Annotated in this window: 17 protein-coding genes; 9 read left to right on the top strand and 8 right to left on the bottom strand. The window is 39.2% G+C overall.

Going from position 1 to position 20,198, the window contains the following annotated elements; all coding sequences use genetic code 11:
- Positions 1–277: 277 nt before the first annotated feature.
- The 5 genes from NMG86_RS15635 to NMG86_RS15615 all read left to right on the top strand — a co-directional run bounded on the left by NMG86_RS15635 (position 278) and on the right by NMG86_RS15615 (position 5,821).
- Complete coding sequence (locus NMG86_RS15635; RefSeq protein WP_026798012.1) at positions 278–1,465, top strand: tetratricopeptide repeat-containing S1 family peptidase; 1,188 nt, start codon at positions 278–280, stop codon at positions 1,463–1,465.
- Between the two features lie 55 nt (positions 1,466–1,520).
- On the top strand, positions 1,521–4,679 hold the full coding sequence (locus NMG86_RS15630; RefSeq protein WP_026798011.1) for a type ISP restriction/modification enzyme: 3,159 nt from the start codon (positions 1,521–1,523) through the stop codon (positions 4,677–4,679).
- 497 nt (positions 4,680–5,176) lie between these two features.
- Positions 5,177–5,407 (top strand): prevent-host-death family protein, encoded by a 231-nt coding sequence (locus tag NMG86_RS15625; protein ID WP_026798010.1) that lies wholly within the window; start codon positions 5,177–5,179, stop codon positions 5,405–5,407.
- 2 nt (positions 5,408–5,409) lie between these two features.
- Positions 5,410–5,610, top strand: a complete 201-nt coding sequence (locus tag NMG86_RS15620) for a PIN domain-containing protein (RefSeq protein ID WP_237747623.1) — start codon at positions 5,410–5,412, stop codon at positions 5,608–5,610.
- On the top strand, positions 5,603–5,821 hold the full coding sequence (locus NMG86_RS15615; protein WP_237747622.1) for a PIN domain-containing protein: 219 nt from the start codon (positions 5,603–5,605) through the stop codon (positions 5,819–5,821). Before NMG86_RS15620 ends, NMG86_RS15615 begins: the two co-directional genes overlap by 8 nt.
- A 58-nt stretch (positions 5,822–5,879) precedes the next feature.
- Here the strand turns inward: NMG86_RS15615 and NMG86_RS15610 are convergent, their stop codons facing one another.
- Positions 5,880–7,445: a PQQ-binding-like beta-propeller repeat protein gene (locus tag NMG86_RS15610; protein WP_043938569.1), complete on the bottom strand. Its 1,566-nt coding sequence runs from the start codon at positions 7,443–7,445 to the stop codon at positions 5,880–5,882.
- Between the two features lie 497 nt (positions 7,446–7,942).
- On the opposite strand from NMG86_RS15610, the gene NMG86_RS15605 reads away from it, so the two are divergent.
- Both NMG86_RS15605 and NMG86_RS15600 read left to right on the top strand, forming a co-directional pair.
- Positions 7,943–10,039 (top strand): thioredoxin domain-containing protein, encoded by a 2,097-nt coding sequence (locus NMG86_RS15605; RefSeq protein WP_026798008.1) that lies wholly within the window; start codon positions 7,943–7,945, stop codon positions 10,037–10,039.
- A gap of 119 nt (positions 10,040–10,158) precedes the next feature.
- Positions 10,159–10,938: an MBL fold metallo-hydrolase gene (locus tag NMG86_RS15600; RefSeq protein ID WP_026798007.1), complete on the top strand. Its 780-nt coding sequence runs from the start codon at positions 10,159–10,161 to the stop codon at positions 10,936–10,938.
- 56 nt (positions 10,939–10,994) lie between these two features.
- Here the strand turns inward: NMG86_RS15600 and NMG86_RS15595 are convergent, their stop codons facing one another.
- Positions 10,995–11,447 carry a DUF29 domain-containing protein gene (locus NMG86_RS15595; RefSeq protein WP_026786196.1) on the bottom strand — a complete coding sequence of 151 codons (453 nt, stop codon included), beginning with the start codon at positions 11,445–11,447 and terminating at the stop codon, positions 10,995–10,997.
- 248 nt (positions 11,448–11,695) lie between these two features.
- Here NMG86_RS15595 and NMG86_RS15590 point away from each other — a divergent pair, with 248 nt between their 5' ends.
- A complete protein-coding gene (locus NMG86_RS15590; protein ID WP_026798006.1) occupies positions 11,696–11,926 on the top strand; it encodes a hypothetical protein in 231 nt (76 codons plus the stop codon).
- A 77-nt stretch (positions 11,927–12,003) separates the two neighbouring features.
- Here the strand turns inward: NMG86_RS15590 and cas2 are convergent, their stop codons facing one another.
- From cas2 to NMG86_RS15560, 6 genes are all read right to left on the bottom strand, one after another.
- Positions 12,004–12,276 (bottom strand): CRISPR-associated endonuclease Cas2, encoded by a 273-nt coding sequence (gene cas2, locus NMG86_RS15585; protein WP_026798005.1) that lies wholly within the window; start codon positions 12,274–12,276, stop codon positions 12,004–12,006.
- A gap of 2 nt (positions 12,277–12,278) precedes the next feature.
- Complete coding sequence (locus NMG86_RS15580; RefSeq protein ID WP_026786199.1) at positions 12,279–12,467, bottom strand: hypothetical protein; 189 nt, start codon at positions 12,465–12,467, stop codon at positions 12,279–12,281.
- Positions 12,468–12,527: 60 nt separating this feature from the next.
- Positions 12,528–13,844: a flotillin family protein gene (locus NMG86_RS15575; protein WP_043938571.1), complete on the bottom strand. Its 1,317-nt coding sequence runs from the start codon at positions 13,842–13,844 to the stop codon at positions 12,528–12,530.
- Positions 13,845–14,033: 189 nt separating this feature from the next.
- Positions 14,034–15,326, bottom strand: coding sequence for a flotillin family protein (locus NMG86_RS15570; protein ID WP_420884303.1), 1,293 nt, complete (start codon positions 15,324–15,326; stop codon positions 14,034–14,036).
- Positions 15,327–15,556: 230 nt separating this feature from the next.
- A complete protein-coding gene (locus NMG86_RS15565) occupies positions 15,557–16,159 on the bottom strand; it encodes an NfeD family protein (protein WP_237746679.1) in 603 nt (200 codons plus the stop codon).
- 173 nt (positions 16,160–16,332) lie between these two features.
- Positions 16,333–19,761: a hypothetical protein gene (locus tag NMG86_RS15560; protein WP_026786202.1), complete on the bottom strand. Its 3,429-nt coding sequence runs from the start codon at positions 19,759–19,761 to the stop codon at positions 16,333–16,335.
- A 183-nt stretch (positions 19,762–19,944) separates the two neighbouring features.
- Here NMG86_RS15560 and NMG86_RS15555 point away from each other — a divergent pair, with 183 nt between their 5' ends.
- Positions 19,945–20,166 (top strand): hypothetical protein, encoded by a 222-nt coding sequence (locus tag NMG86_RS15555; protein ID WP_036832171.1) that lies wholly within the window; start codon positions 19,945–19,947, stop codon positions 20,164–20,166.
- Positions 20,167–20,198: the final 32 nt, after the last annotated feature.

The following is a 20,198-nucleotide window of genomic DNA, read 5'->3' as shown; positions in this document are numbered from 1 at the left end:
TGCAGGGCTTCCAAACTCCCAACTTATTTATGTGAAACAGTCTCCTGACCATGCAAGGTCTTTAGCGGGGAGGGAGTCAGAAATGTTATATTGAAATTGTTTGTTTACACCGAATTTGGATTAACTTAAAATAAAAGTCAGAAAAATGATGAACAAAATCCAGTGAATTTGCGTCTATTGATCAAAATGTCCTCTTACGAATTTTGTCCTAGTTTTTAACGGGTAGTGGGTAACGGATAATGACAAATCAAGGGAATTTATATCTAGGAGTTAAATTATGGGTTTAGGGTTGTTTTCGTCTGATTCCCTTCTTTATCTGCTAACGGGAACAGCAACAGTTGTCACCCTGGTTGTCAGTCAGTCTGCAATTGTCCTGGCAAAAACAGCGCAACAGGTGGCAGCAATCGCCGAACCTATTACAGTACAAATTAACAGCCCGTTAGGGGATGGGTCTGGGGTGATTATTGCTAAAAATGGCAAGGTTTATACGGTTTTGACGGTGAATCATGTTGTAGAAGATCCAAATGTTAAATATACCGTGCGAACTTCCGATGGAAATAGTCATCCACAGACAAAAATTGTTCGGTTACAAAATGATGATAAAGAACCGGATTTAGCTATTATTCAATTTGAAAGTTCTCAAAACTATCCGATTGCTACATTAGGTAATTCTGAACAAGCAGTTATTGGTGCTCAGATTTATGTTTATGGATATCCCGCAACCGGGGGATTAAATGGAGTAGAAAGGGAACCCGAATTATCCCCTGGATTAGTTACCAGTCGCCCGAAAAGTCGTCCAGAAGGCTATAATTTACGCTATCAAGCGGTGACTTGGAGCGGGATGAGTGGGGGGCCAGTTTTCGATTCTGAAGGCCGAGTGGTGGGGTTACATGGACAGGGAGAATTTGGCTTTGCTCAAACCAGTTCCGGTGATGTCGCCCCGATTAAAACGGGATTCAATGCGGCTATTCCTATCAATTTATTTATCACAAAATTGTTAGAAACAGGCTTAAAATTATCGGATTTAGTCATTGATGAAAAACTACCGGAAGCTAACCCCGTTTCCTTAGATTTTCCGCGAACCTATCAGGCGTTTTATTTTCAAGGGTTAACTTTATTAGATCAAGGTGAAACCTGGGATGCGATTGATGCTTTTAATCACGCGATTGAATTAGATCCTAACACTCCTGAAGCCTATTTTAATCGAGGAATTGCCCGGACTCTTTTAGCCACTAATATTGGTGAACCCACCCGTGCCCCTAATCCAATTGAGGATTATACCGAAGCTATTCGTTTAAATCCTGGTTTTGCTGATGCCTATTATAATCGAGCTTTGGCTTATCTGGAATTGAAGAATAAAATTAACGCCAGATCGGATTTTCAAAAAGCGGCGGAACTTTATGACAAATTAGGTCGAAAAGCTGCCTATCAAGAGGTGTTAAATCGTCTGAAAGAACTTGAATAGGCTACTTTGTTTTTTGAGTTCTATATTCAATTTTATAAAATTCAAGAGGTCGGAAATGATAGAAAAATACATTCAAGATATAAATAAGCGTTATCAACTAGGTAATGCAACTGAACATACCTTTCGAGGCGATTTACAACAACTGATTGAAAATTTGGTTCCTACTATTAGTGCGACCAATGAACCTAAACGGCAATCCTGTGGAGCACCGGATTATATTTTAACAAAAAAAGATATACCCGTTGGTTTTATAGAAGCCAAAGATATTGGGGATAAAGACCTTAAAGGAGCTAAAAAGACAGGTAATAAAGAACAATTTGATCGTTACAAAGCATCTTTAAATAACTTAATTTTCACGGATTATCTTGATTTTCATTTATATAGAGATGGCGAATTTATTACTAAAATTGCCATAGGAGAAGTAACAGAGAAAGGGATTAAATCTTTACCCGAAAATTTCTTAACATTTACTAACCTAATTAGAGATTTTTGTACTCACATCGGACAAACGATCAAAAGTCCTAAAAAACTAGCAGAAATGATGGCAGGGAAAGCTCGTCTTCTTTCAGGAGTAATTGAAAAAGCCTTAATGAGTGACGAAATTAACCAAGAAAATAGTACGCTTAAAGACCAAATGGGTGCTTTTAAGAAAATCCTAATTCACGATATTACCCCTAAAGAATTTGCTGATGTATATGCTCAAACTATTGCTTATGGGATGTTTGCGGCTCGATTACATGACCCGATTTTAGAAACTTTCAGCCGACAGAAAGCTGCGGAACTTATTCCTAAATCAAATCCGTTTTTAAGAAAGCTATTTGGATACATTGCTGGGCCAGATATTGATGATCGAATTAAATGGATAGTCGATAATTTAGTAGAAATATTTTTAGCTTGTAATGTCGAAGAAATTTTAAAAAATTACGGTAAATCTACAAAAATGGAAGACCCAATTATCCATTTTTATGAAACCTTTTTAAGTGAATACGACCCAAAATTGCGTAAAGCTCGTGGTGTTTGGTACACACCCGCACCCGTTGTAAATTTTATAGTTAGAGCGGTTGATGATATTTTAAAAACGGAATTTGATTTACCCCAAGGACTGGCGGACAATAGCAAAACTAAAATCAAGGTTGATGTGCAGGGAAAACTGGTTGAGCAGGAAGTTCACAAAGTCCAAATCCTTGACCCCGCCGCCGGAACCGGAACTTTTCTGGCGGAAGTTATTAAACATATTCATAACAAATTTGCCGGACAACAAGGGATTTGGAGCAATTATGTAGAAACCCATTTATTGCCCCGTCTCAACGGTTTTGAGTTGCTCATGGCGAGTTATGCCATGGCACATCTTCAATTGGATTTACTATTAACTGAAACTGGCTATAAACCCACTACAAATCAACGTTTTAGAGTGTACCTTACTAACAGCTTAGAAGAACAGCACCCCGACACGGGAACGCTATTTGCAAGTTGGTTAAGTGCCGAAGCTAATGAAGCTAATTATATTAAAAGAGATACGCCTGTAATGTGTATTATTGGGAATCCACCTTATAGTGGAGAAAGTGCCAATAAGGGTGAATGGATTATGAGCTTAATGGAAGATTATAAAAAAGAACCCGGCGGAAAATTAAAATTAAACGAACGAAATCCAAAATGGATTAATGATGATTACGTTAAATTCTTGCGTTACGGACAGCATTTTATTGAAAAAAATGGAAGTGGTGTTTTGGCTTTTATCAATCCCCACGGCTTTTTAGATAACCCAACTTTTCGTGGAATGCGTTGGAATTTGCTAAAAACTTATGACAAAATTTATACTATAGACTTACACGGAAATAGCAAGAAAAAAGAAACTGCACCTGATGGAAGTGCTGATGTTAATGTATTTGACATTATGCAAGGTGTTTCAATAAATTTATTTGTAAAAACAGGAAAGAAAAAGGCAAACGAATTAGGAAAACTATTTCATTTTGACTTGTATGGCAAAAGAGAAATGAAATATGATTTTCTTTCTGATAATACTTTAAAAACTGTTCCTTATAAAGAACTACCTAATATCGCTCCTAATTATTTTTTTGTATCAAAAGATTTTGATGTTCAAGAAACATATAACAATGGCATTAAGATAACTGAATTGTTTACATTAAATAATGTTGGTATTGTTACCGCAAGGGATGGTTTTACAATACATAAAACAAAATTTGAATTGCAAAAAACTATTGAAGAATTTTTAAGTTTAGATGATGAAACGGCAAGAATTAGGTTTGATTTAGGTAAAGATGTAAGAGACTGGCAAGTTAATTTTGCAAAAAAGGACTTACAAAATAATTATCCAAACAAAGGAGCAATTGTAAATATTAGTTATAGACCTTTTGATATTAGATGGACATTTTACACAGGAAAATCAAAGGGGTTTCATTGTTATCCAAGAACAGAAGTAATGCAACATTTTGCCAAAGGAAATGTAGGTATTGTATATAAACTTGGTAATGCCGAAGAAAATTCTGCTTCCGCAATGGTGTCAAAAAATATAATTGATTTTAGAAGTTGGTCAAGACCAGGAATGCAAGGTGGAGATTATATCGCTCCTCTTTATCTTTATCCAGAAACCAACGCCCAACAAATCATCGGGCAAACAGCCGAAAGAACACCAAACCTAAACACAGACATTATAAAGCAAATAGCAGAAAAATTAGGATTAACTTTTACCAACGAGAAAGAAACCACAGAAAACACATTTGCACCCATAGATATTTTAGACTATATTTATGCAGTTTTACACTCGCCAAATTACCGAGAAAAATATAAAGAGTTTCTGAAAATTGATTTTCCGAGAGTCCCCTATCCCAAAGACCAAAACACTTTTTGGCAATTGGTAAAATTAGGTGGAGAAATCAGACAAATCCATTTATTAGAAAGCCCAACCGTTGAAAAATATATTACACAATATCCCATAGATGGAGATAATATTGTCACAAAACCAAAGTATCAAGATGGTAAGGTTTACATTAACAATACCCAATATTTTAATTTTGTTCCCGAAATAGCTTGGAACTTTTATATTGGTGGCTATCAACCCGCTCAAAAATGGCTCAAAGACCGCAAAGACCGAAAATTAGAAATTGAAGACATATTCCATTATCAAAAAATTATCGTTGCCTTGACGGAAACCGATAGACTAATGAAAGAAATTGATAAAATTGCCATCGAGTAGTGCGAGCGTCCTCGCTCGCTGGGGTAATATTATTAAAAGAATATCGTACCGCCGTCACAGTTAAAATAGATGTAAGCCAAGTTGATCTTCCCTAACCCTAGAAACCACCGTCAGCACCCCGCTCTGAAGAGACGGGGCTTCATGCCTCTCCTTTGGATAGCTCGTACCCGCCTTAGCCTTAACTGGCTACGTTATCGGGAAGCGTTAAAGTTCTTACCTTGGGATGCGAAGCTAGTCCCAAGCTCTAAAACTTGAAAGTTAAACAGTTTTACGAGGGGTAAGACAGTGCTTTCGAGAAAGTACCGACTGATAACATTGGCGAAGCTAACATTACCTGAGAAATCAGTGTGGTAGAAATACCAAAAAAACCGGGAATCGGCAAATACAACAATTTTTGTCGATTCCTAATCTAGTATTCACCGAGAATAAATTCTCCTGAGTCGTTTTTCCTCCGCGCTCTGAAGAGAAGCGGTTTCCAAACTTCCCATTTTTTTATTATGACACAAATTACCTTTGCTGAACTTCCCGAAACCCTCCAAACCCTAATTAACCAAGCAAAAAAAACAGGCGAAATCCTCACCATCATCCAAGACGGTATCCCCTTTGCTATTATTTCCCCCGTCCAGAAAAAATCCCTCCTACAAACCCTTTCTACCCTTGAACCCTTAGACGAAGACTTTGCAGACGTGGACGAAGGATTATTACCCTTAGATGATATCGAATTATAAAAATGAATTATTTATACTTATTAGATACAAACATCATCTCCGAATTAATTAAAAACCCCAGAGGAGTGATATTTTATAAAATTCAAGAGGTCGGAGAATATCAAGTTTGTACAAGTATTATCGTAGCCTGTGAATCAAAGTTTGGAGCCCAAAAAAAAGAACTCTCAAAAGCTTATAGAAAAACTGGAAACTATCTTGGATAGTATTGAAATACTACCTCTGACTCATCCTGTAGAGCAATATTATGCAGAAATTCGTACTTATTTAGAACAGCAAGGAACTCCCATTGGAAGTAATGATTTATTAATTGCTGCCCATGCTTTGACATTAAATCTAACCGTAGTTACAAACAATGTCCGTGAATTTTCCCGTGTTCCTAATTTGAAAGTAGAAAACTGGCTCAACCCTGATTAAAAAGCCAAAAAGTTCCTATTCCCTAACCCTTCTGGGAGAAACCGGGTTTCTGATAGTTTTAACCTAATGTATATAATCCCCCATCCCGTCCACAAATCATCACCTGATTATTCCAAACCACAGGCGTTGACTCAAAGGAAACTTCGGGTTTAAATCGTCCCTTTTCTTCGACTCTTAACCGATAATATTCCCCCCGTTGGTTAGGAATAGCATTGCTTTGATTTGCTCTGGCTTCTTCCCAATATAAATTAAATAAATAAACCCCATTATATCCCGCCGTTACTAACTTATAACCATCGGTAAAAATAGGAGTTGAAATCGAGGCTCCGATTTTTTCTTGGACTAATATTAAAGGAGTTTTATATTCTCCCTTTCCTAATGGCCCAGTTACGGTTTTATCCGTTGTGATCATTTGAGAACCAATATATAAATAACCGTCAATGGCATTGGTGGCAAAAATAGCCGGAAATCCATCGGGGTTATATTCATCATTTAACGCCACAGAACCTATTATACCGCCATCCCAGGTATTAAATTTTCGATTTTGGGTGGGTAAAAACCATTCCAAACTATCTTGAGGATTCTTGTTAGGATTGAGTTTAAGCACACCTCCATTTCCCGGAATATATTGTTTTTCAATCGCACAAAATAACTTACCATCTTGAGAAATAACCGCCGACCCATCAATATCGGAACCCGTATAAAAATCCCAAATAATTTTTCTATTTTTTATATCAATTCCATAAATATGTCCCGAACCCGATGCCATAAAAATCCGATTATCTAACCGAGAAGGAGAGGATTCACTAACTAAATTTCCCCCATGTCTGCTACTATCTCCATCCTGATAAAGTTTGACTTCTGATAAAATTTTAGGTTGCAAGAAACCCGATTTTTTTTCCGCCGTTTTAGCTGAACTATTGAGAAAATAACCGATCGCATTTTCCCCAGCATTAAAAATAACTCCATCCCCTAAATATAACGGCGAACTATCATTATCTCGACTATAACTTGGGGTGGGACGTAAATCTAATTTCCAGATTTCTTTTCCCGTCCTAAAGGAAATTGCCCGGAAACTTGTAGCTAATCCTCCTTTTGACATACTGCTACGACTCCCTTGTAAAACGACAATTTGGTTCTCATCTGTTGCAGTTTGATCAATATAAATACTTGATGTTCCTTTAACCACATCATCAAATTTATATCTCCAAATTTCCTTTTGAGTTTCTAATTCTATTTTTCTTAAATAATGGTCAAATGCTCCTATAATTAAATAGGTTTTGCCGCGATCGCGGGTAATAGTTGGTTGTCCTGTCCATCCCGCCCCACTCCAAACTTTACGGGTACGTCCCACATAAGTTACTCCTGTTCCTAATGGGAATTTATGAATTTCTTTCAGGTTTTCCGGCACTCCTCGCCCATAAAAACGCCGTTGATCATTACCTAAATAAGTCGGAACTAATAACTCAATTTCTGGATCTAAAATTGATAATAAAGTTTTAAATTTCTCTTGAATTTCTGCTTCATTTGTGCTAAAGTTAAATAATTGAGAAACACCAGAAGGAATTAGAGATCCTAAAGAAAAATAAGCAGCAAGTTGATTAAAGCGTCGTCGAGAAACCATGATTTTAAAATTTTGATATAATTAATAATCCCCGTAGAGACGTGCCACGGCGCGTCTATCTACTACGATATTAATACTAAACCATGAATTGCTAATTTAAAAAATTATACCCAAATTTGATATAATTAATAATCCCCGTAGAGACGTGCCACGGCGCGTCTATCTACTACGATATTAATATTAAACCATGAATTGCTAATTTAAAAAATTATACCCAAATTTGATATAATTAATAATCCCCGTAGAGACGTGCCACGGCGCGTCTATCTACTACGATATTAATATTAAACCATGAATTGCTAATCATAAAATTATACCCAGATTTGATATATAATAATCCCCGTAGAGACGCGCCATGGCACGTCTCTACCCAGATTTAATATTAAACCATGAATTACTAATTTAAAAAATTATACCCAAATTTGATATAATTAATAGTCCCCGCAGAGACGCGCCATGGCACGTCTCTACTTAATATTAAACTTTAGGTATCTGTAATGGTTAATCGTCTTTCTGAGTCCAAAAGTCTCTATCTTCGCAAACACGCAGAAAATCCCATTGATTGGTGGCCCTGGTGTGACGAGGCTTTAGAAACAGCAAATCAGCAAAATAAACCCATATTTCTTTCGATTGGTTATTCCAGTTGTCATTGGTGTACCGTAATGGAAGGAGAGGCATTTTCTGACCCTGGAATTGCTCAATATATGAATCAAAATTTCTTGCCAATTAAAGTTGATCGAGAAGAACGGCCAGAAATTGATAGTATTTATATGCAAGCCTTACAAATGATGACTGGTCAAGGAGGATGGCCGTTAAATATATTCCTAACTCCCGATGAAAGAATCCCCTTTTATGGCGGCACTTATTTCCCCTTAGAACCCCGTTATGGTAGACCAGGATTTTTAGAAGTTTTACAAGCAATTCGTCGATTTTATGACTTAGAAAAAACCAAATTGCAAGCGTTTAAAGATGAAATTATGACGCATTTGCAGCAGTCTACAATTTTACCTATTTCTACATTAACTGAAGATTTATTACAAATAGGATTAGAAGCCAATACTGGGGTGATTAGTCGCAATGAATATGGGGGGCCAAGGTTTCCGATGATTCCCTATTCTGAGATGGCATTACGAACAATTCGGTTTAATTTTGAGTCAAAATATGATGGGAAAGAAGCCTGTACTCAACGGGGTTTAGACTTAGCTTTAGGGGGAATTTATGACCACGTTGCGGGGGGATTTCATCGCTATACTGTTGACCCGACTTGGACAGTTCCCCACTTTGAAAAAATGCTCTATGATAACGGGCAAATTGTGGAATATTTAGCGGATTTATGGAGTGCTGGTATTCAAAAACCTGCCTTTAAACGCTCAATTCAAGGCACTGTTGAATGGTTAAAACGGGAAATGACAGCCCCGGAAGGTTATTTTTATGCTTCCCAAGATGCCGATAATTTTACCCCCCCATCCCCCCCTTACCAAGGGGAGGCTTCGGGGTGGTCAGAACCGGAAGAAGGGGCTTTTTATGTTTGGAATAATAGCGAACTGGAAAAAATATTAACTCCTGAAGAATATGCCGCCCTACAAAAACAATTTACTATTACAAAATCCGGTAATTTTGAAGGTAAAAATGTCTTACAACGTTGCAATGCAGATGAGTTAAGTGATATCATCGAATCTGGTTTAGAAAAACTGTTTCAAGTTCGGTATGGGGAAATGCCAAAAACATTAAAACTATTTGCCCCCGCCCGCAATAATCAGGAGGCAAAAACCCATAATTGGTTAGGTAGAATTCCTCCGGTTACGGATATTAAAATGATTGTAGCTTGGAATAGTTTAATGATTTCGGGTTTAGCCAAGGCTGCAAAGGTTTTTGGGGAAGTTGAGTATTTAGAATTAGCCACAAAAGCAGCCCAATTTATTCTGAATCATCAATGGGTAGATGGACGTTTACATCGAGTTAATTATGAAGGAAAACCGGATGTTGTAGCTCAGTCTGAAGATTATGCGTTATTAGTTAAATCTTTGATTGATTTACACCAAGCTAGTTTAACATTAACTACAGCTTTAGTACAGCCAGATTATTGGTTAGAACAGGCGAAAAAAGTTCAAGAAGAATTTAATGATTTACTTTGGAGTGTGGAATTAGGAGGTTATTTTAATACCGCCAAAGATACCGGAAAAGATTTATTAGTTCGAGAACGCAGTTATATTGATAATGCAACTCCGGCGGCGAATGGGGTAGCTATTGCTAATTTAGTGCGTCTGTTTTTATTAACAGAAAATCTGGATTTTTTAGACCAAGCGGAACAAGGTTTAACCGCCTTTAGTTCGGTGATGCAAAAATCCCCCCAAGCTTGTCCGAGTTTATTTACGGCGTTAGACTGGTATCGGAATAATACCCTAGTTCGGACTTCTCCCGAACAAATTTTAGGGTTAGGTGTGCAGTATTTCCCCTCAACTATTTTTAAAGTTGATAACACGCTTTCTCATGATATTATTGGCTTAGTTTGTCAGGGATTAAAATGTAATAAACCTGCCAAAAACTCCGAAGAACTGTTACAACAGTTGCAAGCCAGTCAAACTCGCTCTTAACTTGAATTTTTGGCTGTGTAAGTTGATATCTTTACCAGCCAATTGATAGGGATTTAATATTACTCGCCAGTTTTTTGATTTTTTTCTACAATAGTAGTGTTCTAATGGAATCAACCTCTATGTATTTTACTTGGCTCGATAGCAACTCTTGGTTAATGGAAATAGGCGGAAAACAAATTTTGATTGACCCTTGGTTAGTGGGTGCATTAACCTTTGGGAATCAAACTTGGTTATTTAAGGGGGAAAGACGAAATTCCCGACCCATTCCTGAAAAGATTGACTTAATTTTATTATCTCAGGGATTGGAAGATCACGCCCATCCTGAAACCTTAAAACAACTGAACAAAAATATCCCCGTTGTCGGCTCTCCTAGTGCGGCAAAACTTGTTCAGGAGTTGGGATATACTCAAGTACAAGCTTTGGAACATGGACAAACCTATTGTTTAGAAAATCAGGTAGAAATTAAATCCTTGCGAGGTTCTCCCATCGGCCCAACAACTCTTGAAAATGCCTATCTTTTAAAAGATTTAATAACAGAAAATACTGTTTATTATGAACCCCATGGATATCATGATTCTCTATTAAAAGAACTAGCCCCCATTGATGTCGTTATTACCCCATTAATTGATATTAGTTTACCGTTAATTGGGCCAATTATTCGCGGGCAAAAAACAGCCTTGGAGTTAGCTAAATTAGTCAGTCCCCAAGTGATGTTACCCACGGCCGCCGCCGGGGATGTGGTTTATGAAGGGTGGTTAGTTTCGTTATTAAAAGTCAGTGGTAATTTAGAGGATTTTCGGTCTATGTTAGCTAAAGAAAATCTATCAACCCGGGTACTCAACCCCCAGCCCGGAGAAGGTTTTGAAGTGGTATTAGAACGGCGTCGGGTGGGTGTTTAATTCACAACGTATAGCAGGGGCGTATTCATGCGTCCTCGCTTCCTAACTGCTTTGCCTTACTCCCAGAAATCTAGGTTAAGAAGGTCATCTAAGGAGCGGGTAAATTGCCAAGTATCAGGAAATTTTGTGTTTTTATATTCGGGTTGCAGCTTTTTCAGACATTGCTGATAAACTGTATCTAGGACTTGGGGATAGTCATTCTGTAAGCTAGGAGAAATTTCAATCAAGTCTTCAATTTCGGGGCGAATATTGCGAATTGTCCTTTCCCAGCCATGATATTCTAGGGGCATATCAACATAGTAGCGCTTCATAATATGTTCTATTAATGCCCTAATTTGTCCTTTAAAGGCATTTTTCTGCGCTTTCCCCAAAGAATCTATTTCCTCTATTAAGTTGGCAATATCTAACTGTTTAAAGTCTCGATTCTGTAAATGGGTGATCGTTTCTTCTGTCCATTTTAAAAAGTCGCAATCATACAATAATTTTAGGGGAATTAGGGATTGGGTCATGGGTTGATTAATCCTTATTTATAGGGATTATAGGTTATTGCAACTGAAACAGGACTATTGGAGGGGATTTTATTAAAAGTTTCAATCCCTGAAAGGGATTATAGGTGATTTCAACTTGAAGCTTACAGTTTAAGCTGGTCGGTGCTCTCGTTTCAATCCCTGATAGGGATTATAGGCGATTTTAATCTTACGGTATGCTTTCAACCAGTAAAGTTTAGAATAAGGGAATACTATTGAGGAATTTTCCAATGAATCGAGACGCATACATTTCCATTCTAGGAGGAATTGATTATTATCATGGGCACGAAGAACAAGAAGATACTTGTCCTGAATGTAAAACACACTTCCGAGCAGTTTGGAATAGCGCCGCAGGTTTTAAAGACCAAGAATCTGTTTTTTGCCCCAAGTGTCGCCATAAATGTTTTACGGTGATGGCGAGTGATATTCCTAGTACATTTATGATCGAAGACCGAGAATAAATTAAAGTTTCAACATCAGAAAGGGATAGTGCCGTTAAAATGCTTTGCTGAGGTTGTACACCCCCAGGTTGTCACCACTAAGCAAAAAAAATCGTACTATCGCGTAGCTGTTCGCCGCCGATACGTTCCACCTTACCCTGACAACAAGCACAGAGGAAATAAAAACGAATACTATCCGTTTCAGGGTTAATAATTTTGTTAAGACGCGATCGCAATTTCGCATATTCCGTGTTTGTCAACTCGCATTCAAACACACTATATTGCATCCATTGACCATAGGATTTTAAGATCGAATGAATCTTAGTGCGACGTTTATCCTCTGGAATATCGTAAGACACCACAATAAACATAACTATCCTAACACCAAAGGTGGATATTTTTCAATATCACCCATCAAATATTTGGCCAACAAACGCGCTTGAAGTTCAAACGCCTCTTGATAAGTACATTGTTTCCCCAAAACTGGATGTTTGAACTTAGATTGTTTTTTCTGTTCATATAATTTTAGAAAAGTTCGCCGTCCTTCATTAGTTAGAAACACCGCATTACTAATCGCTTAGGGGGAGGATACCTCGCCCCTACGGTTTAATTTACAACAGAATTAGGTTTCTGAATTAGATTCGGGGAAATTTTTGGAGACTGATTGTAACACTTGAGGTACAATTGGAGGAATCGGTTGGGATGGTGAATGATTTCGACTCATGGTTTCAATAGTTTCTGCCACATCAATCCCCGTTGTTTGCTTTAATTCCGTTAAAAATGCGGCTAACTTTGTCGCAGTTCCTCCTTGCTGAGTATTGACAACGGTAACATTATCAACTTCAACTTTAGGAACCGTTTCCACTATGGTTTTTAACAATACTTCTAATTTTTGATATAGGAAAATCTCCCTGGCATTTGACCCCGCCAACTTCCAAGATTCAGCTAATCGTTTAGTAGCTTCCGCTTGAGCTTTTCCAGCTTCTAATATTTGAGACGCATTCCCTTTCGCTTCAGCCATAGCCCGTTTACATTGAGCCTCGGCGGGTGCAACTACATCGGCTTGTAACTGTTGTTCGACCTGCTTAATTCGGGCTTGCTGAACTAACACCTGAGCCTGGGTTTTTGCCACCTTAGACGCCGTTTCCGACTCCGATTCCGCAATCACAGCTTGTCGTTTTGTAACGGCATCTTTAACCCGTCTTTCTGCCTCAGCTTTGGCGACTTCAATATCGGTTTCTAATTTTTTCAAGGAAGTATTTTTCTGATTTTCTGCGGTTTGAATAATTGATTCCGCATGGGCTTTAGCCTCAGCAATTCGAGAATCTTTGAATAAATCCGCCCGTTGTTTTCTCCCAATAGAATCCAAATATCCCACTTCATCAAAGATATTTTGAACTTGCAAGGTATCCAACACTAACCCCAACTTTTCTAAATCATCTTCTGCTTCGTCTAATAAACTTTTAGCAAAAGCTAATTTATCCCCATTCACTTGTTCCGGGGTTAAACTGGCTAAGACACCGCGTAAATTCCCTTCTAAAGTTTCCTTAGCTAATTGTTCAATTTCCTTCCGACTCTTGCCTAATAACCGTTCAATTGCATTATGAATTGTCGGTTCTTCCCCGGCAATTTTAATATTAGCTACCCCTTCAACCGTTAACGGAATGCCTCCTTTAGAATAGGCATTGGAGACTTTTAACTCAATAATCATATTGGTTAAATCCATCCGAAAAGCATCTTCTAATAAAGGAATTCTAATGCTACTTCCACCTTTAACCAAACGATAACCAACGTCTGTTCCACCTTCAACGGGACTACGACTTCCGGCAAAAATTAACACTTCACTGGGTTGGCAAATATAGTATAGGTTGCGAATAATCAAAAATCCCGCCCCCGTTCCTAATCCCAGAACCCCTAACAATGCAATGATAATTCCCATGTTTAAAATCTCCTAAAATATGTTGTTGCGCCGTTGTTGCGCTTAAGCGCAATCTTTAAGATTTAAAGCCCAACAACGTTAACTTCCCAAATTAAGATAAGAGGGCTAAAGCCCAACAACGGCCCAACAACGTTAACTTCCAAAATTAAGATAAGAGGGCTAAAGCCCAACAACGGCCCAACAACGTGATTATTTTGATGATAATTTAACCCCCAAAATATGCTCAACAGTTTCCAAAAACTGCCGGAAAATTTCAGGATAGATATTAACAACACCCGCAACAGATTTCCCATCCCCACTATCAATAACATTAATATTTTTTAACTTCACTCGGTTAGGAACCTTAGCCGCTTCACGGAGAATCATTTCAATTTGTTGTAAATTAAATAATTCCGAAGCATCCGATCCCGTTTCCTTCCACACTTGATTTAATAAATCCGTTACCGTTGCCGCAGCCAAGGCATTTTCGATTAAAGATGCCGCCTCTCCTCTGGCTCTTAATTCCTTCGCTTGACGTTGAGCATCCGCAGGTAAAACCTCATCGGATTCTAACCGTAACCGCTCTAATTCTGCCCTGACAGTTTGCAATAATTGTTCCGCTTTTGCCCGAGCTTCTTCTCCTGCTGCGGTGGTTCTTTCTTCCTCAGAACGAGCTTGTTGTTCTAATTCAGCTTTAATTTTTCTGAGTTCATTTCCCTTCTGTAAAACAATAGTTTGGGCTTGGGTTTTTGCCACTTCTGCTTGTCGCCGACAGTCAGCTTCAGTTTGTTCAGCTTCCGCCATGGCATTAGATTCTGCGATTTCCGCATCTCGAACAATTAAGGCAATTTGACGGCGACCAATGGAGTTAAGATAATCAACATCATCGGAAACACTTTGAATTTTTAAAGTATCTAATTGTAGACCTAATTTTGATAAATCACGGGAGACATCTTCGGCAATACTTTCGGCAAATTGTAGACGGTCTTCGTTTAATTGTTCTGGGGTTAAAGTTCCCACAACACCGCGTAAATTTCCTTCTAAGGTTTCTTTAGCAACCCGAGAAATTTCTGAACGATCTCGCTCTAAAAATCGTTCGATCGCATTTCCTACAATTTTCCGATCATTAGATATTTTAACATTAGCGATCGCCTGAATATTTAACGGAGTTCCCCCTTTAGAATAGGCATTTTTAACTTCCACTCGCACGGGCATTGTCCGTAAATCCATGGTTTTAACGGTTTCTAAAATCGGAATACACATTGTCCGACCGCCAAAAATTACCCGATAACCCAGTTCCTGGCCGTCTTGATTTCGACGTTTCCGACCTGATAAAATCAAAATTTCATTGGGTTTACAAATTTGGAGAAAGGTATTCAGAAACCACAGAAAAACAATCACACCAAAAATAGAAAGGGCGACGGGTAAAGCCGTTCCAATACTGCCAGAACTATTATCAGGAGGAAGATCAGCATTAGGAACTTGGGCAACTTCCGTGATCATTGGTGAATTGTGAATTTTTGGGATATAATCTTGGGTCATTTTTACTCCAATTAATCAGTTAAGAGGGAACAGCCCCCCCAAACCCCCCGTGCACGGGGGGCTAGGGGGGGAGGGAACGCCGGATCTGGGGTAATACTTCTGACTGTTTCATGTCAGTATTAAAATGTTACAACCTATTTATGATTGCTATATTATCTTTAATTTTTGGGGATTCTTCTCAATCTTAATCCTTAATTCAAGTTTTCCTCCGAAATTACTAAGACTTTATTATGACTTCTACCAACGACAAAAACCTTATCCCCTTTTTCAAAGCTATGGGTATCTTCGGTAATGGCGACAACATCTACCATAGATTCCTTCAGATATAATCTGACTTTGCCTTTGCAATTTTGATCAAAGGGAATTTCAACGGTTCCCGATAATCCAATCATATCTTCAGATAAAATTAAACTATTGGCTTGTTGTCGGCGAAGTCGGCCTAAAATTCCTACAATTGTGGTTCCAAAGCTAACTCCAATTCCCAAGGAAATCGCCAAAATCAGGATAGGAGGCAACAGAGGATTAAGTTTTGTTAAAATAAATCCAGTTAAGCCAAAAAAACAACTCCCAAAAGTCCAAAATCGTAAGGTTAAAAAGGGTAAGTGAAATGCTGGTTTAGGGGATTTTCGATGGCTTCTGGATGTGAGAGTTTCTGGATCATTTTTAGGTTCAGAAAGTTCGACATCCATCTCAAAATGAGTATCAAAATCAATTCCATCAAATCCAGCAAAGGCTGATAGAATCACAAAACCCCCACCAATAGTAAGACAGAATAGATACAGCGTCAACATCATGGGGTTCCTATGTGCGGAAAAACCATTCAAATAATTCTATTGTTACAAATATTAGAGACGATGTATAGCGCTACGCATTACAGTTGTAGAGATGCGCCAATATAGCCTTCGTCATCCCTGTCTATACTAAATCCAGAGAGACGCGCCATGGCACGTCTCTACTAAATCCTCGTCTACTTCCTTCTCGGCCAAGGAATTTGATCCAGTTCAACTAACTTTTGAGAAACAGCCACTGCACCATATTGATTTAAGTGACTCGGATCGGAAAAATAATTATAATTATGTAACAATTCGCCGGATAAATCAATAAAAGTAATTCCCGTTTCCTGACTGATTGATTGCATAAAATCCCTAAATTTTTGTTCATAAGCCATCCGCACTTGATCCAGATAATCCTCAGTAAGAGGCATATTGACAAACACCAAATTTATATTTTTAGAGTCTACATATTCAATTAAATTTTTTAAAGCAGTGGTTTGTTTTCCCTCTAATTCAAACCCTTTATAATCCCCATCATAATAACCAGAAACTTGAGAATGATTTTGATAATAAATTTCAGGGCTAAATTGAGTCGATAAAGGTAAAAATCCACTGGGTAAAAACTCAGAGGCTTTCAGTGATTGGTCATTAAAAGGTTCACCTTCATCAACGGGGGATTCAATCTGGTTTTTAAACCCTTCTCCCCTGACTATAGACTGTAATAGAAATTGCAGGCGATCGCGTTTTTCATATACTTGTGAATAGCCTACAAACTGTTGATTTAATTCCGTTTGAAACCCCTCAAAATTCAACTCTCCTTGATGAAACTTTTTAGCTAAATTTCCCAAACTAGATTGCCAACCTATAATAGAAGGCTGCTTCTGCTCAATTTGGGGCTGAATTTGAAATGTTCCCTGGGAAATTTGTTGATAACCTTCCGAAGCAGAAATAGTTTCATAAGTACGATCAACTCGACCACTATTCATGGCCCGTACCCCATCAGCTAGAATAATTAACTTGGGTAATTGTTCCGGGGGTAAAATTTGACGAATAATTAAATCAACAATTTGTAAAGTTGCTCCATTCACCCCAAAATTATAAACTTTTAATTTCCCATAACCCCGGGCTTTTAATTCCGTTTCTAAAACCCCAGGATCAATCCCCCGTAAAGCCCTAGAACTCCCAATAATCATAATATCCGGGGGGCGTTTTTCCGTCAAAATAAAATGTTGATATCGAGCCAACTGTTCATCTAATTGGGGGCTTTTAAAAGTTGGATAAAGAAATTGAGCTAACTTACAGGCTTCTAACCCTAATTTTGTATCAGATAAATTGCATTTTTGGTTTTTGACCGTGGAAGAAATAAAATTACTGCCATTAAAGATATCATTTTCTTTGGAATTTTTCTGACTTTCCGTAATATCTGATGCCACGATAATTTCCGAGTTTTTTTCCTCTAAATTACTAGAATTATCAGTAGTGATTACCATTTCCCCAACCCGACTCAGAGGAATTTCTACTAACAATTCCCCTAGAATTTTATCCACCTGTACAACAAATAATCCTCCCAAGGTTGCCCAAACTAAAGCTAAAGCAATTTTTTGATAACGGTGGGTTTTGCTAGGTATGGAAACCATCATCGCCGTCCGTGGGGCAAATAACCGGGTAGTTACCAATCCTTGGGCGAGAACTTCAGCCCCCCGATCTAAAACCTCTCGCCAATTGGGATAGAGCAGATTTGAGGGTTTGGAAACATCGGCTTCAAGATGATCCAGATTTAAGTCAGGACGCAGGACTAAACCATCGGGTAAAGATGACTTTTCTCCCAGGGTTTCGCCCTCCTCTGGGGGAGTAACAAAATCGGGTAAGACGGAGGGGACAGTATCAGGTTGACTGGTTTTTAGATAAATCCCGTAGCGCCAGAGAGGAAGTTTCTGTCCTGAACGACGGCCATAAATTCTCACCCCGGAAATACCACTAATCCGATGGTTGCGTAAAAATTGAGCAATCACCGGAGCCACCTGAGATTGGGACGGACAAGTGGCTCCCTCGGTCATGACGTGCAGTAATTCGGCTTTTTGTAATAACAGTACCCGAATCCCCCCCGTGGCTAGTTTTAGCTCTAAATCGGGATTAACTAAACGAGTCAGAACAAAGCGCAAGGCGGAAAGATTGCCCTGTTCCGCTAAGGTTAGAGCCGTGGGCTGGAGGTCAGAATGTTGGGCCGCGGGTAAATTTAACCAATCTACCCAAATCGGAGCACCCGGTTTAGCTTGGGTGGCGGTGGTTTCTAAACCATAGACAGTGGCGGCACAAATTCCTTGAGGAGCCAGGATATCCAATAGGGGGATAACAATATCCATCACCGCCTGTTTATCGGGAACCTGACGCTTGCGGCTTTTGGTTGCACCGTTCGTTTGAATGCAGTGACAGAACAGATGCAGGGTGGATTCTTTTAACGTAGTTCGGACTTCTATCTGTAATTGACTCAATTTGTCATTGATTAAGCGGGCGATCGCCTGTTCATCCCCCCAGCGCCCCCACTGTTTGAGAATCCGATCCGGTGAAGTTAAATCAATCCGTAACATCCAGTCGGGGGTAGATTCCCCCTGGACTTGCAACAAAATACAAGCATCCCGAAACCCCTCAAGCTGCAACTGTCGCAACCGTTGAGCAATGGGTTGAGCTAATAGGGAGGGATCGGGACTATAGGCCGATTCACACAATACCCACAGCCTCCGACCCGATGGATTGGTTTCCGGTGGGGCTTCGGTTTTTGTGCCTTTTTGGGATTTTTCCCGAATCGTCACTTTTACCCCAACCCCCAATCCCCCTAAAATCTCGCTCAGGTAGCTGGCGATCGCATCGGGATAACCCTGTCGGGCTAAACTTTCCGTTGACACCTCAATGGCTGTAACCGTTGACGGTTGAGGGTCAGTTATTGATGGTTGTATTAATGGTTCGTTATTAGTTGTTAATGGTTGAGGGTTGAGGGTTGTTGATGATTGTGTATTAGGGAGGGAGGACGCTGGCACTGCTGCGGGTGCTTCGGTATTAAATTCCAAAGGCATGGAAGTGAAAGCCAAACCTTCATCGGCGAGGGAGGAAAATGGTTCTGGTTCGGGTTGAATCGTCTCCTCAACCCCCCCTGGCTGTATACGGTGGGCCGGAGCAAGTTCCTGGGGCTGAGAGCGTCTAAATAGGCTGGTAATTTTTGTTAAGGGATTCTGTCTAGGCTCAGGAATAGGTTGAATATTTTCTGATGTTAGGGGGCTTTCAACAGCCTTAGAAGGCCCTGTAGATGTCTGAAATTGTAATTCCGTGTATTCGAGCTTAACTGTCCAATCCGGTCGTGCCGCCCCCAAACTTCGACCCGATAAAAAAATCTTGTAGATTGGTTGATTGGGCGGTAGTAAAGCCGTTAGATTCGTTTGGGTTAAGGCCCCGGAAAAATTAGATGTAGCGATTTTTTCATCGGGACTGATCAGTGCTTCACACAGAACGTGCAAATGATTGCCACGCAAACGAATTTGAACCTGCACATCCGCAAGTCCAACGGCTTTTTCTGCCCATTGGGTTAAAGCTAAACCCTCTCCGGTTAAAACTGTTTTATTGGCCTTCAATTCAACTCCCTACCCCTACCAAACGGCCCGATTTGTGAATTTCATTTCTAATCTCAAGGGTTAATGCCTGAGATGGGTTCAAAAATACAACAACACCCATGTTAGAATTCGACTACAATTTTGGCACGATTAGCCCAAAATTTAGATCAACTCCCCGTTGTTGCGCTTGAGCACAAATCATCTATGCAACCCACCCCCACCAATAATCATCCAGTAAAAAGTCCCGACCCCATTGCTTTTCCCCAAGAGTGGTTGGTCAGTTTGGCTACTCCACCCCTATTAATCGCTGCACTGGGAACCAAAGCACTCCATGATTTTATGTTGAACCTTAGCACCAACAGCGAAGAAATTTTCCGAGGCGATCGCCTTCCGATTCTGCATTTTCCCGAATCAGACAAAAAATAGAATAGAGAACGGTGACAGATTTGACTGTAAAG

It is taken from the genome of Planktothrix rubescens CCAP 1459/22 (assembly GCA_904830895.1).
GTDB lineage: Bacteria > Cyanobacteriota > Cyanobacteriia > Cyanobacteriales > Microcoleaceae > Planktothrix > Planktothrix agardhii.
Note: the sequence above shows the minus strand (reverse complement) of the source record. Positions and strands in the feature narration are given on the sequence as shown.

Coding starts and splice junctions, on each gene's coding strand:
- NMG86_RS15595 (WP_026786196.1), bottom strand. CDS start 11,447: ATGACCCAATCCCTAATTCCCCTAAAATTATTGTATGATTGCGACTTT.
- cas2 (WP_026798005.1), bottom strand. CDS start 12,276: ATGTTTATTGTGGTGTCTTACGATATTCCAGAGGATAAACGTCGCACT.
- NMG86_RS15565 (WP_237746679.1), bottom strand. CDS start 16,159: ATGATGTTGACGCTGTATCTATTCTGTCTTACTATTGGTGGGGGTTTT.
- NMG86_RS15630 (WP_026798011.1), top strand. CDS start 1,521: ATGATAGAAAAATACATTCAAGATATAAATAAGCGTTATCAACTAGGT.
- NMG86_RS15610 (WP_043938569.1), bottom strand. CDS start 7,445: ATGGTTTCTCGACGACGCTTTAATCAACTTGCTGCTTATTTTTCTTTA.
- NMG86_RS15570 (WP_420884303.1), bottom strand. CDS start 15,326: ATGATCACGGAAGTTGCCCAAGTTCCTAATGCTGATCTTCCTCCTGAT.
- NMG86_RS15575 (WP_043938571.1), bottom strand. CDS start 13,844: ATGGGAATTATCATTGCATTGTTAGGGGTTCTGGGATTAGGAACGGGG.
- NMG86_RS15590 (WP_026798006.1), top strand. CDS start 11,696: ATGAATCGAGACGCATACATTTCCATTCTAGGAGGAATTGATTATTAT.
- NMG86_RS15625 (WP_026798010.1), top strand. CDS start 5,177: ATGACACAAATTACCTTTGCTGAACTTCCCGAAACCCTCCAAACCCTA.
- NMG86_RS15555 (WP_036832171.1), top strand. CDS start 19,945: ATGCAACCCACCCCCACCAATAATCATCCAGTAAAAAGTCCCGACCCC.
- NMG86_RS15605 (WP_026798008.1), top strand. CDS start 7,943: ATGGTTAATCGTCTTTCTGAGTCCAAAAGTCTCTATCTTCGCAAACAC.
- NMG86_RS15620 (WP_237747623.1), top strand. CDS start 5,410: ATGAATTATTTATACTTATTAGATACAAACATCATCTCCGAATTAATT.
- NMG86_RS15600 (WP_026798007.1), top strand. CDS start 10,159: ATGTATTTTACTTGGCTCGATAGCAACTCTTGGTTAATGGAAATAGGC.
- NMG86_RS15635 (WP_026798012.1), top strand. CDS start 278: ATGGGTTTAGGGTTGTTTTCGTCTGATTCCCTTCTTTATCTGCTAACG.